The sequence below is a fragment of the Actinoplanes sp. NPDC049681 genome, assembly GCF_044465265.1.
GTDB lineage: Bacteria > Actinomycetota > Actinomycetes > Mycobacteriales > Micromonosporaceae > Actinoplanes.
Genome location: NZ_JBITLP010000001.1, coordinates 333,616 through 350,008 on the forward strand (window position 1 = coordinate 333,616; position 16,393 = coordinate 350,008).

At 69.8% G+C, this 16,393-nt stretch carries 12 protein-coding genes and 1 tRNA gene; 7 read left to right on the forward strand and 6 right to left on the reverse strand.

Annotated features, from left to right (window positions below; translation table 11 throughout):
- Positions 1-61 precede the first annotated feature (61 nt).
- Positions 62-622 carry a hypothetical protein gene (locus tag ACIBO8_RS01555; protein WP_396113135.1) on the forward strand — a complete coding sequence of 187 codons (561 nt, stop codon included), beginning with the start codon at positions 62-64 and terminating at the stop codon, positions 620-622.
- A gap of 74 nt (positions 623-696) precedes the next feature.
- Positions 697-2,928: a molybdopterin oxidoreductase family protein gene (locus tag ACIBO8_RS01560; RefSeq protein WP_396113136.1), complete on the forward strand. Its 2,232-nt coding sequence runs from the start codon at positions 697-699 to the stop codon at positions 2,926-2,928.
- Here the strand turns inward: ACIBO8_RS01560 and ACIBO8_RS01565 are convergent.
- Positions 2,915-3,694: an FkbM family methyltransferase gene (locus ACIBO8_RS01565; RefSeq protein ID WP_396113137.1), complete on the reverse strand. Its 780-nt coding sequence runs from the start codon at positions 3,692-3,694 to the stop codon at positions 2,915-2,917. The two genes, ACIBO8_RS01560 and ACIBO8_RS01565, sit on opposite strands and share 14 nt — an antisense overlap.
- Before the next feature lie 309 nt (positions 3,695-4,003).
- Between ACIBO8_RS01565 and ACIBO8_RS01570 the strand changes: the two genes are divergently transcribed.
- The 3 genes from ACIBO8_RS01570 (at position 4,004) to ACIBO8_RS01580 (ending at position 7,896) form a co-directional block, all read left to right on the forward strand.
- Positions 4,004-4,582 (forward strand): RICIN domain-containing protein, encoded by a 579-nt coding sequence (locus ACIBO8_RS01570; RefSeq protein ID WP_396113138.1) that lies wholly within the window; start codon positions 4,004-4,006, stop codon positions 4,580-4,582.
- A 220-nt stretch (positions 4,583-4,802) separates the two neighbouring features.
- Positions 4,803-5,456: a hypothetical protein gene (locus tag ACIBO8_RS01575; RefSeq protein ID WP_396113139.1), complete on the forward strand. Its 654-nt coding sequence runs from the start codon at positions 4,803-4,805 to the stop codon at positions 5,454-5,456.
- A 349-nt stretch (positions 5,457-5,805) separates the two neighbouring features.
- Positions 5,806-7,896 carry a putative bifunctional diguanylate cyclase/phosphodiesterase gene (locus ACIBO8_RS01580; protein WP_396113140.1) on the forward strand — a complete coding sequence of 697 codons (2,091 nt, stop codon included), beginning with the start codon at positions 5,806-5,808 and terminating at the stop codon, positions 7,894-7,896.
- A 593-nt stretch (positions 7,897-8,489) separates the two neighbouring features.
- Here the strand turns inward: ACIBO8_RS01580 and ACIBO8_RS01585 are convergent.
- From ACIBO8_RS01585 to ACIBO8_RS01595, 3 genes are read right to left on the reverse strand one after another with little or no spacing between them, the layout of a single operon-like run.
- Entirely contained in the window at positions 8,490-9,758 is a 1,269-nt protein-coding gene (locus ACIBO8_RS01585; protein WP_396113141.1) for an MFS transporter, read from the reverse strand.
- A gap of 42 nt (positions 9,759-9,800) precedes the next feature.
- A complete protein-coding gene (locus ACIBO8_RS01590; protein WP_396113142.1) occupies positions 9,801-11,060 on the reverse strand; it encodes an MFS transporter in 1,260 nt (419 codons plus the stop codon).
- Positions 11,057-12,409, reverse strand: coding sequence for a rhodanese-like domain-containing protein (locus ACIBO8_RS01595; protein ID WP_396113143.1), 1,353 nt, complete (start codon positions 12,407-12,409; stop codon positions 11,057-11,059). Before ACIBO8_RS01595 ends, ACIBO8_RS01590 begins: the two co-directional genes overlap by 4 nt.
- A gap of 76 nt (positions 12,410-12,485) precedes the next feature.
- On the opposite strand from ACIBO8_RS01595, the gene ACIBO8_RS01600 reads away from it, so the two are divergent.
- Complete coding sequence (locus ACIBO8_RS01600) at positions 12,486-13,142, forward strand: ArsR/SmtB family transcription factor (RefSeq protein ID WP_396113144.1); 657 nt, start codon at positions 12,486-12,488, stop codon at positions 13,140-13,142.
- Positions 13,139-13,450 carry a sulfurtransferase TusA family protein gene (locus ACIBO8_RS01605; protein WP_396113145.1) on the forward strand — a complete coding sequence of 104 codons (312 nt, stop codon included), beginning with the start codon at positions 13,139-13,141 and terminating at the stop codon, positions 13,448-13,450. The genes ACIBO8_RS01600 and ACIBO8_RS01605 overlap by 4 nt, the downstream gene beginning before the upstream one ends.
- Before the next feature lie 453 nt (positions 13,451-13,903).
- Here the strand turns inward: ACIBO8_RS01605 and ACIBO8_RS01610 are convergent.
- A tRNA-Ser gene (locus ACIBO8_RS01610) sits at positions 13,904-13,991 on the reverse strand.
- A 317-nt stretch (positions 13,992-14,308) separates the two neighbouring features.
- Positions 14,309-16,021: a glycosyltransferase family 39 protein gene (locus ACIBO8_RS01615; RefSeq protein WP_396113146.1), complete on the reverse strand. Its 1,713-nt coding sequence runs from the start codon at positions 16,019-16,021 to the stop codon at positions 14,309-14,311.
- Positions 16,022-16,393: the final 372 nt, after the last annotated feature.

The following is a 16,393-nucleotide window of genomic DNA, read 5'->3' on the forward strand; positions in this document are numbered from 1 at the left end:
ACAGGAGAAGACTGTGCGTATCGCCCCTCGATTTGCACGAATTTCTGCCGCTTCGGCGGTAGTGGCCGGAGTACTGCTGACCCAGCAGGCCTGCGCGGGCCGGAGCTCCACCGCCGCACCCTCGACGGGCTCACCCGTCGCGGTGGCCAAGACCTCGAACGCCTCGGCAGGCGTCTTCGGTGGTGATCGGGAGGTCGGGCTGCTTGCGGTCGGCAACGAGGGCACGCTGGCGGTCAGCAAGTCGAAGCGCGTCGAGCTCTCCGACGACTTCGGCGACCGCGCACTGTTCGTCCTCACCAAGGTCGACGGAGACCGCTACTGGATCAGGACGGCCCGCCTGCGTACCGGCGGCGAGGCGTCGTGCCTGCAGGCGAACAAGAACAAGACCGTCACCGCGGCGGCCTGTGACTCGGCGCGCGGTGATCAGTTGTTCCGCTTCCGCAAGACGGGTACGGCCGGGAACAAGCCGAAGTACACGATCCGGACGGACGGCGACATCTACCTCGTCGTGACCCGGGACGGCGGCGTGCGGGCCGAGTACATCGGCGAGGGCACGCCGGACATCGACACGCCGTTCCTGCTGCCGGACCGCGGAAAGGCCTCGCTCCCGGATCTCGACTGAGCCCGCCGCAGCGGCAATACTGGCCGGTAACAACCGAGGGCCGCGCCGCTGCGGCCGGAAGGCTGGTGACTGGCGTGGCTGATGACACGACGCGTACGGCGTATCGGACCTGTCCGCTGTGTGAGGCGGCCTGCGGGCTGGAGCTCACCGTGACCGGCGACCGGGTCGTCGCGGCTCGCGGCGATCGTGAGCACGTGTTCAGCCACGGCTTCATCTGCCCGAAGGGAGCCACCTTCGGACAGCTCACCGCCGATCCCGACCGGCTGCGCGGCCCGATGGTGCGGCGCGGCGACCGCCACGAGGAGGTCAGCTGGGACGAGGCGTTCGCGGCGATCGAGGCGGGGCTGCGGCCCGTCGTCGAGCGCTACGGGCCCGACGCGGTCGCCGTGTACCTCGGCAACCCGAACGTCCACACCATGGCGGGCGGCCTCTACGTCGCGCCGCTGCTGCGCGCCCTCGGCAGCCGCAACATCTACTCGGCGAGCACGGTCGACCAGATGCCCAAGCACGTGTCGTGCGGCTACCTCTACGGCAGCCCGTTGGCCATCCCGGTGCCGGACGTGGACCGTACGGATTTCCTGCTGATGCTGGGCGCCAACCCGTGGGAGTCCAACGGCAGCCTCGCCACCGCCGCCGACTTCCCCGGCCGGCTCAAGGCGATCCAGGCCCGTGGCGGCCGGTTCGTGGTCGTGGACCCGCGCCGCACCCGGACCGCCGAGCACGCCGACGAGCATCTGTTCATCCGGCCGGGCACCGATGCGTACCTGCTGTTCGGGATCGTCCGGACGCTGTTCGAGGAGGACCTCGTCGATCTCGGTGCGCTCGCCGGCCACGTCACCGGGCTCGACGAGCTGCGTGAGCTGGCGCGCGCGTTCCCGCCCGAGGCGGTGACCGGCGTGTGTGCCGTGCCGGCGGAGCGGATCCGTGGTCTCGCCCGTGAGCTGGCCGCCGCCCCGACGGCCGCGGTGTACGGCCGGATCGGCACGTGCACGGTCGAATTCGGCACCCTGACGAGCTGGCTGGTCGACGTCGTCAACGTGCTGACCGGCAACCTCGACCGGCCGGGCGGAGTCATGTTCCCGCTGGCTGCGCACCTGCGCCCGCAGACCCGCCCCGGTGGTAAGGGCTTCCGGGTGGGGCGGTGGCACAGCCGCGTACGGGAACTTCCCGAGGTCAAGGGCGAGCTGCCGGTCGCCACGCTCGCCGACGAGATCGAGACGCCGGGCGACGGTCAGGTCCGCGCGTTCATCACCGTGGCGGGCAACCCGGTGCTGTCGACGCCGAACAGCGGCCGGCTCGACCGGGCGCTCGGTGGGCTCGACTTCATGGTGAGCGTCGACCCGTACCTCAACGAGACGACCCGGCACGCCGACGTCGTCCTGCCGCCCACCGACGCCGCCCGCAAGGGGCACTACGACTTCTCGTTCCTGGCGCTGGCGGTGCGCAACTTCGCGGCGTACTCGCCGCCGGCACTCCCGCCCGACGCCGGTGGGATGGACGAGTGCGACATCCTCGCCAGGCTCACCCTCATCGTCACCGGTCGCGGCGCCGGCGCGGATCCCGCGGTGCTCCACGAGCAGATGCTGGACCAGGCGCTGGAGAGCGTCTCCGCGGCCACCGGCCACCCGGCCGCCGACCTGCGGGCGCTGGTCGCCGGCGAGCATCCCGCGGAGCGGCTGCTCGACGTGGCACTGCGTACCGGTGCCTATGGTGACGCCTTCGGAGCTCGACCCGACGGCCTCTCCCTGGAGAAGCTGCTGGCCAACCCGCACGGCGTCGACCTCGGGCCGTTGCAACCCCGAATCCCGTCGGTGCTGCGGACGCCGACCGGCACGGTCGAACTGTGCGCCCCACCGATCGTGTCCGACGTGGACCGCCTGCGCGCCGCGCTCGACCGGCAGCGCGACGACCTCGTCCTGGTGGGCCGCCGGCACCTGCGCTCGAACAACAGCTGGATGCACAACGTCCCGGCCTTGATCAAAGGCCGGGACCGGTGCACCCTTCAGGTCCACCCGCTGGACGCGGACCGGCTCGCCCTCACCGACGGGGATGAGGCGTCGGTGGTGTCCCGGGCGGGTGAGCTGGTGGCCCGCGTGGAGGTCACCGACGGCGTCATGCCGGGCGTGGTGAGCCTGCCGCACGGCTGGGGGCACGGCGTGCCGGGCACCCGGATGTCGGTCGCGGCCACCCGTCCCGGGGTGAACAGCAACGTGCTGACCGACGAGTTCGCCACCGACGCGCTGTCCGGCAACAGCGTGCTGAACGGCATCCCGGTGGAGGTCAAAGCCGTCGTCAGGACCTCGTGATCCGCGCGTAGACGTCACCGGAGTTGGCCTCGTGCGGCAGCGCCAGCACGTGAGCGGCCATCGCCTCGGGTGACACCCAGTCGCCGAACTCCAGCGTCATGCTCTCGCCCATGGACACGTTGAAGTGGGTGAATCCGAGCGCGGTGACGCGCTCGAGACAGCGCTGCGCCACGGCCCGCTCGATGGTCGTGAACTCGAACGACAGGGCCGGCAGTGCCCGGCTCAGGCCGGCGAGAACCGAGTCCTCGAAACCCTCGACGTCGATCTTGGTGAACGCCGGGGTGCCGTACTTCTCGATGAGCGAATCCAGGGTGACCGCCGGCACCACCACTTCCGAGTCCCACACCTGGTCCTGCCAGCCGACGGCACCGTCCGCGGCCTTCACGAAGTCGGGCGACGCCGTGGACACCGTCGGGTTCGCCGAGTTGACGTAGAACGTGACGGTCTCCTCGCGAGCTCCGCACACGGCTTCCACGACCGTCACCTCCTCGTCACCCGCGTAGAGATCACGGATGGCGCGGACGCACAGAGGCTGGGGTTCCAGGGCGATCACCCGCGCACCGAGCCGGCGGAAACTGCCGATGCGGTCGCCCACGTGCGAGCCGATGTCGAACACGAGATCGCCGGGCCGCACGAACCGCGCGTACAGGGCGTCCATGGCGGCATCCTGGCGCGGGTTCCCGTAGTAGAACTCGAGCGACCGGCGGATGGAGGCAGCGGCCGGATCCGCCTTGAGGGACTCCAGTGCGTCCTTGCTGATGACCATGCGGGATTCTACCTCGGATCACCCAGAGTGATCGGTCTCGCTGCAGGGCCCACGATGCCCGCCCCGGGCCGCGCGAGGGATTCGCAGGCGTCGGCCGCAACGAGATAAATTGATCTACGACAATGTCCCACGACAACGGATTGCTGTGGACGCTCCGCTGATAAGGCGGATCTATGGCGGCTCAGCACCACCTCTGAGCCATAAATACATTGATGAAGATTTTTGGGTCGCGACGGTCCTAACGGGACAGCGGGATCGTTCGAGGTCTGCCATGATGCTCTCGCAACGTCATACGGGAGGAGACGTAACATGCGCACGACACGAGCCGGTAAGGCCGCCGCGGCGGTCCTCGCAGGAGTAATGCTGACGGCCGTCAGCCCGGTCGCCGCTCACGCTCAGTCACCCGAAGGCAGTCGCGCCGCCGTCCGGCTGAGCCCCGGCGACGGCCGGTACGGCTTCATGAACCTCAAGTCCAGCAAGGTGCTCCAGCCCCTCAACGGCAGCACGGCCAACGGCGTCCGAGTCGTCCAGCAAACCGTGGCGCTGTCGGGCGGTGACCTGATCACCTCGCAGAACTGGACGGCCTACGACGCGGGCAGCGGCTACTACAGCTTCCGCAACGTCCACTCGGGCAGGGCCCTCGGCATCGACGGCGCCAGCACCGCCGCCGGCGCGAACGCCATCCAGGCAACCCCGGACACCAGCAACAACCAGGACTGGCGCTTCGAGGTCTACTCGGGCTACCCCGCGAACGTCTACCGCATGAAGAACCGCAAGAGCGGCCTGTGCCTGGGCATCTCGGGCGCGAGCACCGCGAACGGCGGCCAGGCGGCGCAGTTCCGCTGCGACGGCACCAGCAACCAGGGCTGGAAGATCATCGACAACTGACCCGGCATCGGCCGACGGCCGGGCCCGCACCCCGTTCCTCGGGTGCGGGCCCGACCGTTCGTCTGATCCCCAAGGACCAGAGATCGTCGGGTGATTCGTTGATCGTCCTGTGAAATCTGATGGAGCGAAGCCGCAGCGCACGGCCTCTTCAGCCCGCATCGCGCGGACGTACGGTGCGGTACTTGCATCGTCGGCGGCCCTGGTGGGTGCCCTGCTCGCCATGCCCGCCAGCTGGACTGACTACCCGGATCGATACCCGGACTTCCGGCTCGGGCAGGCTCCCTCGACCCCGTATCCGTCGATGCTGCCGGTGCTTGTCGCCGTAATGGCGGTGGCCGGTCTCGTCGCCGCCGTACGGCCCGCGGCGGCGCGAAGTACGTCCGTCGTCGCTGCGCTGGCCGCTCTGCAGGTAGGCGGGATCGCGGTCGTCGCGCATCAGGATTGGTGGAACCTGGCCGGCGCTGACGGAGCAAGTTACCGCCGGGCGGCCGTCGGATCACTGGTGGCCATGGGAGTGGCGGCCGCGGCCGCCGTGGCGGCTGCGGTCAGTGTGCTGCTGTACCGCACTGGTCCCGGCGAGGGCCGGCCGTCTCCGACCCTGATGGCGGGTAGCGTCGCCGCCGGTGTCGTGGCAGCGGTGGTGGTGCCTTTGTGGTTGTGCGCGCACTGGGGTTACACGAGCCTCACGGCCGCCGGGCAGTTCGCGTTGTGGTGGTCGTTGCCTTGGGGAATCGGCCTTGTCGCAGCTGGCACGCTGCGCGACAGGGCTGCGCGGCGTGCTGCGGCGCTGAGCGTGTTCGCGTTCGTGTTACTCGCGGCGTTCTGTGTAGCCGCGCCCACCTTTCATGGCTTCGGAGTGCGTCTGCCGGACTAATGCGTTCACGTGCTGCAGGTCGGCTCCTTGGCGTTGCGAAGCTCCGGCCTCCCAGTCCCTGGCCCGCGTCTTACGGCCGCCCTTCTGCTCGTGTGCAGACGTCTAGCAAGAACCTTCAGCTCGGTGGCGCCGTGGCCGATTCATGCCGGATGCAGGCGGTGTCCCGGTGGGGGGAGGCAACATGGCTCGGATAGCCCCTCAGCGGAAGGCGCATCGGTGGCCGGGCTGGTTCACACCACTCGCCCTCGCGCTGGCGCTCGTCCAGCTGCTTCTCCTGCTGCTAGGCATGCACGTCGGCTTTTCGAGACAGCTGGTGTGGGTACCGGCCGTCGCGGGACCGGCCGTCGCGGTGGCCGCCTCCGGAAGGCTCGTCATGCTGGCTGACGGGGCGCTGCGCATTTTCTGGCGACACGTTGCGCTCGGCATGGTCGCAGTGGTGCTGGCGGGGCTCAGCCAGAGCGTCGATATCAGCACTACCGCGTACTCCGGGATGCCGCCGATCAGCGGACGCACCCTGTTGCTGTACGCGGTCGCGACCTTCTTCGCCGTCTGGTCGATGCTGCGGCTGCCCGGTGGCGGCCGCAGCTGGCGACAACTGACCACGGCCGTGCTCGACGTGGCAGTCGTGGCAGTGACCTCCGCGATCGCCGCCTCGCAGTACGTGGACTGGTTCAACCACCGTTTCGGCGCCGGCGTCTCGGCCCGATGGCTGAACATCGCCATGACGGCGACCGCCGTCGCAGGCGTGGTGGTCGTCATCAAGATCATGTCTGCGCGGCGCAGCCCGGTGCCGCAGGGAGCCCTGTGGTGGCTGGCAACGATCGGGCTCCTCGGCCCACTGTCCACTGTTCTGATATCGCTGCTACGCCCCTGGCCACATCTGAACGGCACCGCCGCGGTGCTGCCCTTCGTCGGCCTGTTCGGCGTGCTCGCCGCACGGGCGCAGGGCCGTGCCGCGTCTGCCGAACGCTCGCCGGCGGCGGTGGCGCCGGCATCTGCTTACCGCAAGGGCAACGTCGTGCCGATGGTCGCGACGGGTCTGACGAGTCTTCTGCTGGCCATCGTCTTTCTGCGGACCGGGCACCTGACGTTGGTGCAGGTCGCCGGGACCGCCTTGTTGCTCCTGCTCGTGGTGGCACGGCAGGCGGTGGCGTTGGGCGAGAACACCGCTTTGTTGAACAAGGTCGCCCATCAGGCGATGCACGATGAGCTCACCGGCCTGGTCGGCCGCCGCTACTTCACCGCGGCCGCTGATCGTGCCCGCGGCTCGCATACGGTCGTACTCATCGATCTGAAGGATTTCCGGGAGCTCAACGACGGGTTGGGGCCGCAGGTCGGGGACGAGTTACTCGTCGCGTACGCCGGCCGGTTGCGACGGCTCGCCGGCGATCAGGCTCTGGTGGGCCGTCCCGGCGGTGATGAATTCGGCCTGCTACTGCGCGGGGAGCACCCTGATCTCGCGGACCGGTTGCTGGCCGTCAACGCCGAGCCGCTGCACGCCGCCGGCCAGGAGGTGCTCGTCGACGTGTTCGTCGGCATCGCTCACGGCGACGCGGGCGATCTCCACCGGCGAGCTGAGGTTGCGTTGCGTGCATCGGTGGCATCCGGCGGACGAGCCGTCGTCTACGACGCCTCCCTGGAACGTCAACTGAGCCACCGCGCGACGATGGCGGCGGAACTGCGCCGGGCGCTGGTCGCGGGCGAGTTCCACATGCTCTACCAGCCGATCGTCGAGCTGCCCCACGGACGGCTGATGGGCGTGGAGGCTCTGATTCGCTGGAACCGGGCGGACGGCCGTGTCATCTCGCCGACGGAGTTCATCCCGGTTGCCGAGGACAGCGGGCTGATCGTGGAACTGGGTGCGTGGACCATCGAAACGGTATGCGCGCAAGCCGCCGCCTGGCGGCGCGAGCACGCCGCGGACGCGTTACGGTCGGTGGCCGTCAACGTGTCGGCGCGGCAACTGCTCGATCCGGCTCTGCCGGACGTGGTGGCCGCCGCGCTCGCCCGCCACGGAATCCCGGCACGTCAGCTCACCATCGAGATCACCGAAACTGCCGTCTTCGGCGGCGGACGTGCCCTGGCGACCGTACACGCGCTGTCTCAACTCGGGGTCGCCATCGCCCTGGACGACTTCGGCACCGGACACTCCTCACTCGGCCTGCTACGCACCTGCCCGGTGGACGCCATCAAGGTCGACAAATCCTTCATCGACGGGCTGGGCGGCACGCCGCAGCAGGAGGCCATCGCCACCGCCTTGACCGGGATCGCCGACACGATGGGCCTGCGCACCGTCGCCGAGGGCGTCGAAACCGCCCATCAGGCCCGGCGGCTCGCCGAACTCGGCTACCGCCATGCGCAAGGATTCCACTTCGCCCGGCCGATGCCGCCCGCCGGCATCGACGAGTTGCTCCGGCAGAACCACCTCGCCGCGGCCTGAGCGGTGCCCGAAGGACCCGCAGGCAGACTCCGCGTCCGGACACGGGCAACGCCGGGTTCGCTGGTGAGCTTCGAAGGGGTGCGGAGTTCGGCTCACTGATGAGGCCTCGGTCCCGAGGCAGCAGCACTGTGCGGACGCAACCCTCGAACCTTTGCCGCGTGATTGCCGCGACCGTCAGCCTGAGCGAGAACGCACAGAATCAGTGAGACTACCCTGCTCGACGAGCTCGCGGAGTGGGCCGGACACAGCGTCCATGTGCTCCTGAAGGTCTACGCCAAGTGCATCGATGGCCAGGATGAGGCGGCACGTCGACGGATCGCGGCGGCTCTCGCGCTTCCCGATGGGAACGAGGAGTGCCAGTGAGGTCACCACTACTGACCTGTGTCTCTGGTCCGGCTCAGTGGTGGGGCGACGTGACAGCGCGCTGAGTTGCGTCCGGTCCTGGACGGACTGCGGCTGTGGCCGCCGGAACCGGAATACGGCCTTTTCGCGGTGGTCGACCGGGGGCGTCGATAGTTGGCCGATGCAACGTTGTTGTCCCCGCATGGCGATAGTGGCAGCCGGAGTGCTGGACCGGTCGAAGGTGGGCGGCTTCAACCTTGTCCGGCTTGGACCTCGTCGGTGCTGTGGTATCGGCTCTGCGTGGCGACGAAGGGGATGACGCCGAGGGCGAGTATGCCTCCGGCGATGGAGAGGGTGGCGTAGCTGGTGGCGGACACGACCAGTCCGCTGGCGATGCCGCCGCCGGCGCCGGCGAGGGCGACGCACAGGTCAACGGCGCCTTGGGTTTTGGCGCGGGTCGCCTGAGGGGCCGCGTCGGTGATCATGGCAGTGCCGGAGACGAGTCCGAGGTTCCAGCCGAGGCCGAGCAGGATCAAGGCAAGGGCGAGCAGAGCGACGGAGTGCTCAGGGGCCGCGGCCGAGATGATGCCGGCGGCGAGCAGGGTGGCGCCGGCTGCTACGGCGACGGGGACGCGGCCGATGCGGTCGACGAGGATGCCGGTGACCAGGCTCGGCAAGTACATCCCAGCGATGTGCAGGGCGATGACCAGGCCCGTAGCGGCCAGGCCGTGGCCGTGGGCCTTCATGTGCACCGGGGTCATTGTCATGACGGCGACCATGACCAGCTGGGTGAGGACCATTGTCGCGGCGCCGGCGGTGACGCTGCCGGCGAAGCGCCGTCCTTGTGCGGGCGGGTTGGCGGTGTCGGCGGGCTCGGGTGGCAGGGTGCGGGAGATCTGCAGCGGGTCTGGGCGCAGCAGCAGAAACAGGATGGTTCCGGCGAGGCCGTAGGCGATGGTGGCCAGCGCGAAGGGCCCGGCCAGACCAGGAATGCTCCAGCGCTCGGCGGCGCGGCCGGTGGCGGTGACCAGGTTAGGGCCGGCGACCGCGCCGAGGGTGGTGGCGACGAGTACGGAGCTGACTGCTCGCCCGCGCCGGTCGGCCCCGACGAGGTCGGCGCCGGCGTAGCGGGCTTGCAGGTTGGTCGCGGTGCCCGCGCCGTACACCAGCAATGACAGGAGAAGCAGGGCGACGTTGTCGAGGACGGCGGCGAGGACGACCCCGGCGCCCCCTAGGGCGCCGGCGGCGTATCCGGCGGTGAGTCCGGCACGGCGGCCGAGTCGGTGGGACAGGCGTCCGACGGCCAGGGCGGCACCGGCGGAGCCGAAGGTGAACAGGGCGGCGGGCAGCCCGGACAGGCTGGTGGTGCCGAGCATGTCTTCGGCCAGCAGGGCGCCGACGGTGACCCCGGCTGCCAGTCCGGCGCCGCTGAACACCTGCGAGGCCATGACGACCTTGAGGGTGCGGCGGTGTAACGCCTCGCGCGCTTGCGGCGAGTCGACGTACGCGGTCGCAGTCATCAAATGTCGGTCCTTCCCGGTGGGGTCGGGTGTTGGGGCGGGTCAGTGCCGGCGGTGGGTCTCGTACATGCGCGCCCAGGCGAGCACACCGGATGCGGCGGTGAGGGCGGCCACGACCCAGACGGCGGCGCGGATGCCGGCCAGGTCGGCGACGATCCCGGCGAGTAGTGCACCGGCGGCGAAGCCGCCGTCGCGCCAGAGCCGGTAGACCCCGACGGCGCGGGCCCGCCAGCGGGGGTGGGCGACATCGCTGATGGCGGCGAGCAGGGTCGGGTAGACCATGGCGGTACCGGCGCCGAGCAGTACCGCGGCGGCGGCCCACGCGGGGAAGTCGTCGGTGAGCGCGACCAGGGCGAGGGCGGCGGCCTGGGTGAGCATCCCGGCGACGATGAACGGTTTGCGGCCGTAGCGGTCGGAGGCCGGGCCGGTGGCGAGTTGCCCGAGCCCCCACACCGCCGGGTAGAGGGCGGCGAGGGCACCGATCTGGGTCAGTGTCAGCCCGGCGGTCGCGAACAGGATCGGGAACAGGCCCCAGGCCAGACCGTCGTTGAGGTTATTCACCATGCCGGCTTGGCTGGCCGACGACAGGGCCGGTTCACGCCAGCTGGTCAGCGCGAACACCTGCCGAGTGGATACGTCTGCTGCGTGCGGACCGGTGGTGTGGGTGGTCGCCTCGTGGCGGGCATGCCCCCGGGTGTCCTTGACGAAGAGCAGGGAAAGGCCGAGGCCGAGGGCGATGTAGGCGGCGGCGAGCAGGAAGGGCGCCGGACGTAGCCCGTAGGCGGCCGCGAGCGCGCCGGTGACCATGGCGGTGGCGGCGACGGCGATGTAACCGGCGGCCTCGTTCAACCCCATGGCCAGGCCGCGACGGGCTGGGCCGGCGAGGTCGATTTTCATGATGACGGTGGTGGACCAGGCCAGGCCTTGGTTGACGCCGAGCAGGACGTTGGCGGCGATGACCCAGCCCCAGTTCGGCGCCCAGATCAGCATCGCCGGGATAGGCAAGGCGATCAGCCATCCGGCGAGCAGGACGGGTTTGCGGCCGTAGCGGTCGGACAGGGTGCCGGCGAAGAAGTTCGTGATGGCCTTGGTGGCGCCGAACGCGAGGATGTAGGTCAGCGCGGCGGTGTAGGCGGCGAGGCCGAACTCCCGGTCGGCCAGCAGCGGCAGCACCGTGCGCTCGGAGCCGAGCACCCCGCCGACGAGGGCGTTCACGATCACCAGCAGCGTGAATTGGGTGGCGTTCGCGGCAAGTCCGAGCCGGGGCCCTGCGGTCGGTACGGTGCTGCGCATGCTGGTCATTGGTCCACCTGAAGTGTGTTGCCGGTGGCGGCGGCCCAGTCGCCGGGCCCGCCGACGAGCACGCTGAGGTCGTGGCGACCGGCGTGCTCGAGAAGGGTGGCGGCGGTCATGGCGCGTTCGCCGTGCCCGCACATCACCACTGCCGGACCGTCGGGTGCGGCGTCGGGTTCGGCGAGTAGCGAACCGAGTTCCAGGTGGGTGGCGCCGGGCAGGTGTCCGGCGGTGTACTCGCCGGCCTGCCGGATGTCCAGCGCCGGCGCGTCGACCTCCTGCGGGCGGACCAGCCGGGTGGTGGTCACCGAGCCGGTCCAGGACGGCATGCCGCCGGCAAGCTCGCCGACGATGCGGTCGACGCCGATGTTGAGCGCTGGCCACAGGATGTGCGCTGGGTCCTGGTCGGCGTTGCGCACCACGACGATCGGAGCGTCCGGGCGGATGAGCCAGCCGAGCCAGGTCGCGAACTGGGCCCGCAGCGGGATCGCGATTGCTCCGGGGATGTGTCCGGCGGCGACGTCGACCACGGGCCGCACGTCCACGATGGCCGCGCCATCGGCTGCCAGGCGGCGCACCTCGTCGGCCGACAGTCCGGGCAGCTGCGGGCGGCCGTGGATGAGGGCAGGGCCGCGTCGGTTGATCTCGGCGAGCCGGGCGAAGTATGCCGGGTAGGAGCCCAGCGTGGAGAGCAGCCGCTGGACGAAGGTGTCGGCGTCCGGGGCGGCCAGCAGCGGATTCGTGGTCTTCTCGGCGCCGATGGTGGAGGTGCGTTCGGCGCCGGGTGGGGCGGAGCAGAACGACCCGGCGCCGTGGGTCGGCCACACGTGCGTGGCGTCCGGCAGGGTCGCGAGGCGTTGCAGCGAGGCGTACTGGGCGCGGGTGAGTTCCAGGGTGCGGTTGTCGCCGAGCAGGTCGGTGCGCGCCGCGGAGCCGACGATCAGCGACCCGCCGGTGAACACTCCGACCGGCGTGCGGCCGTCGAGCAGCAGGAACGACAGGTGCTCGTCGGTGTGTCCGGGCGTCGCGAGGGCGCGCAGGGTGAGCCCGCCGAGGTCGACCTCGTCACCGTCGGCCAGGCCGCGGTGCTCGAACATGCGCATCCCCGCCGCCGAGGCGAGGATCTGCGCGCCATCGTCGGCGGCGAGCTGGACCGCCCCGGTGAGGAAGTCGGCGTGCAGATGGGTGTCCGCGGCCCACGCCACGCTCAGGCCACGCCGCGCGGCCGCAGTGCGCAGCGCCCGTAGGTCCCGGGGCGGGTCCACGGCGAGGGCTCGGCCGTCGCCTACGTCGAGCAGCCAGGCGCTGTTGCCCAGCCCTTCGTCCACCAGTGGCACCAGTTGCGCTTCGATACCCATGACACACCTCCCCTGTCAGGTGGCGGCACCACCCTCCCCGCTCCTACACTATTCCATGAAACTTTGGAGGAACGGTATGGGTGATCCGATCGTCAAGGCCGAGCTGTTCGACGCCCTCGCCCGCGTCGGCAAGGCACTGGGCAGCGGCAAACGCCTCGAACTGCTCGACCTGCTGGCGCAAAGCGAGCGCAGCGTCGAACACCTCGCCACCGCCGCCGGGCTGGGACTGACCACCTGCTCGGCGCATCTGCAAACCCTGCGGCAGGCCGGCCTGGTCGCGACCCGCCGCGAAGGCACCAAGATCTTCTACCGGATCGCCGGGCCCGATGTCGCCGCTCTGTACGCGTCGCTGCGCGACGTCGCGGGAGCCCGTAATGCGGGGGCTGCCGCGGCCCGCGACGCCTATCTCGGCGGTGACGACACCGAAGCCGTCGACCGTGCCGAGCTGCAGCGCCGGCTCGCCGCCGGGCACGTCGTCGCTGTCGACGTGCGCCCCGCCGAGGAATACGCCGCGGGTCACATTCCCGGGGCTGTCTCCATCCCCCTCGACCAGCTCCCCGAGCGGCTTGCCGAGCTGCCCGCCGACGTGGAGATCGTTGCCTACTGCCGCGGCGCGAACTGCGTACTCGCCCACGATGCCGTCCGGCTGCTCACCGCTGAAGGCCGCCGCGCCGCCCGGCTCGCCGACGGAATGCTCGAATGGCGCCTGGCCGACCTGCCCGTCGCCGCATGACCGGGCCCGTCGTCCTCGACGGCGGCGACCGTCGCTGCGTACAACTGCTCATCGAGCTACGCCGCCTGATCCTCGCGGTGCCGACGGGCGCCGTCATCCACCTCATCGCCACCGACCCTGCCGCGCCCGTGGACCTTCCGGCCTGGTGCCACCTCACCGGCCACACCTACCTCGGCGCCGTCCACGGAACCGGGCGCGCCACCTACGCAGTGCAGACCACCGCCGCCGCGACGACAACCACAGCGGTCACCGACCCAGACCACCCATGGCGGCCGATGCCGGCTGCGCAGAAGGATCTGCCCAACTAACCGTCGCAACGCGTTCGGCGCCGGTCGGGCTCCACTGCAGAAGCTGGCCAACTATCGGTCGCAGTCACACGCCGCTATGGCGTAAACCGGCGTGATCTCTTCCTGCTGCGCACGGACACCGGCTGGCAGGTGCTTGGGCGCGAGGGCGGCGGAAGGTCACTCACTACTGGACGCGAAGGCCGACGCACGCCGGATGGTGCAGCGGATTCGCGACACGGTGCCGCCCGAGATGAGCAACTGGGCTCTCATGCCATCCCCGCGCAACCCGTACGTCGTAGCGCCTCAAGCTGGACGCGACAGCTGGGGATGGCGATTGAAGGTTGCCGCGCATTTGCCGCGAGGGGTCAGCCTGAGGGAGATCATCCGAGACTCAGTGTGACTGCCTCGATCGACAAGGGAGGCCGCGCCGATGTACGTCCGCGCAGATCAGCGGGCTTTCTGCGTAGTGAGAGGCGGAGGGCGTGGGATTCGAACCCACGGAGACGCGGAACGCCTCACCGGTTTTCAAGACCGGCGCCATCGGCCACTAGGCGAGCCCTCCTGAGCTGCGTTAGCAGCCATGAGCCCCGAGTATAGAGATCGGCCAACGACACGTGTGCGACACGGCGCGGAGGGTGGTGATGGCCACGCCATCGCCGTCGTGCACGGCTGCCCCAGCCGAAGGTCACGTTCCGTAGATCCGGCTTACTCGGGTGTCTCGGGAGAAGAGTACCGGTACGCCGGGAACGCCATGCTTCGGCTGCGGACCGCCGCGTCTGCCGTCCGGCCATTCCACGAGAGAGGCGGCGTGATGGTGTCCCGTGAGCTTGTGTCCAGCGCTCGCCATCTCCGCGCCGGCCGCGGCATACCGATTGGGCGTCACCGACCCTGTTCGGCGGGGATGGGGCAGCGTTGGGCTGGTTGCCACACGTGGTAGCCGGCGAGGTTCCAGTGTTTCTGCCATTGGCAGGTGGAGTGGGCCAGGACGGTGTTGCGGATGTCGCTGGTGCGGAATACGTAGGTGGCGTGGGGGTCGGCTTGCACGGCGGTGCGGTAGGGCTGGTAGCGGTCGAGTCCGGGGTGCAGGCCGTCGGTGGGGCTGCCGAAGAGTACGGCGCAGGTGATGTGTTCGTTGCTGAGGAAGGTGAGCCGGTTGCATTCGAGGTAGCCGCTGTAGATGTGGGTGATGCCTTCGTGGTGCAGGGCGTTGATGAGTTGTCGGCGGGGTGTTTCGGTGGGGCCTTGGCCGGCGTCGCGGTAGGCCTGCACGGTGCCCAGGGTGAGGGTGATCGCGGTGAGGGTGAGCACGGCGGTTCGCAGCAGGGCACCGGCTCGGGGTGGGATGGCGGGTAGGGCCCAGAGGGGGGCTATGACGGCGGGGGTGGCGATGAGCACGCCGATGATGTAGCGGAAGTTGTTGGCGGGGGCGACGCCGGGGGTGGGGCTGGCGGCGAAGGCGAGCACGGTCAGGGCGGCGGCGGTCAGCATCGCTAATCTTGCCCAGGTTTGGGCTTGGGTGGGCATGTCCGCGGTGGGTTGTTGCGCTGTGGTGGCGCGGTGGTGGCGGAGCAGGCGGATGCCGGTGACGAGTCCGATGCTCCACAGCAGGATGAGGGCGATGCCCCACAGCGTGGAGACGAGGTCGTCGGTGGGTGGGTGCCAGCTTCCGGACATGCCGAAGAACCAGGCGGGTGGGGAGTTCGGGTGTGCGAGTGCCGAGCCGCCGGTGACGTAGGACAGGCTGGTGGTGACGGTGTTGATGACCTGGGTGGTCAGGCCGGGTGATGCGGCGCCGTTGAGGCCGGTGCCGCCGTGCAGGTACATGTTGATCACGGCGAGGATCCCGCTGTCGTGCCAGGGGCGGCTGAGGTCGTGCAGGATCCAGGGGATGGCGCCGGTGAGCAGGCCGGCGCCCAGGGCCGGCCAGCTGCCGGGAATGGGGGTGGTGCGCCGGCGCAGGCTCATCCAGACCAGTACGGCGGAGGTGAGCACGAACGGGGCGATCAGGACGGTGCTCCACAGGCCGAGGGTGGCGGTGGCGCCCCAGCCGGCGAGCCGCCACCGGTGTGCGTGGGGGTGGCTGGTGTCGTGGGTGGTGTCCAGCAGCCGGTGGGCGAGCAGGAGCAGCAGGGTGCCGGCGAGCAGTGTTTCGGGGATGGCGCCTTGGGCGACCAGCTGGTGGCCGTACAACTCGCGGGAGCCCAGGGTGAGCAGCGCTACTGATACCAGGGCGATCGTGGTGCCGTACAGGCGGCGGGCCAGGACGTACATGGTGGCCAGGAACAGTAGGTACATCAGCAGCATGGCGGTGCGCAGCCCGATCAGCGAGGCACCGAACACCCGGAAGATGAGGGCGGCGAGGTAGGCCTCGGCGGTGCCCATGTAGGACTGGCCGTACATGAAGCTGGGGAAATCGCGGCCCTGGGCGATGTGCATCGCCATCAGCCCCATCGTGCCCTCGTCGCTGTTACTCGCCGGCCACTCCGCGACCAGCAGGCCGAAACGCACACCAGCCGCGACACACAGCAACAACACCAGCAACAACGACGGCGACCAACGCACCCTCAGCCAGGCCGGTGCGCTGTCGCGCATTCTCGGCCTCACCACACCGTCATGGGTTGCTTGCTCGGCGGGCATGTCCCCCGACTTCCCGGACGAGATCGGCTCGACTGCTGTGGCACTCCAGCCGGTCGGACCCAGCTCGGTTCTGTTGACGACATCCCCACCCATGCTTAACGGTACGTCGTTGACCATCGGAAGGTTCGACAGTGCGGCGATTTCGACAAGCGATGATGCTTACCGAAGATGACACCGACGAACGTGCCTGGTGGGGTGGTGCCTCGGCCGGCTGCTCGCCACGGAACGCTCGGGCCACGGACGTCGCCGACGGCTGGTCGCACGTGATCCCGAATGGCAAGCTGTTCGACGGCGACCGCCTCACCGAAACTACCCTTTGGGTCAAAC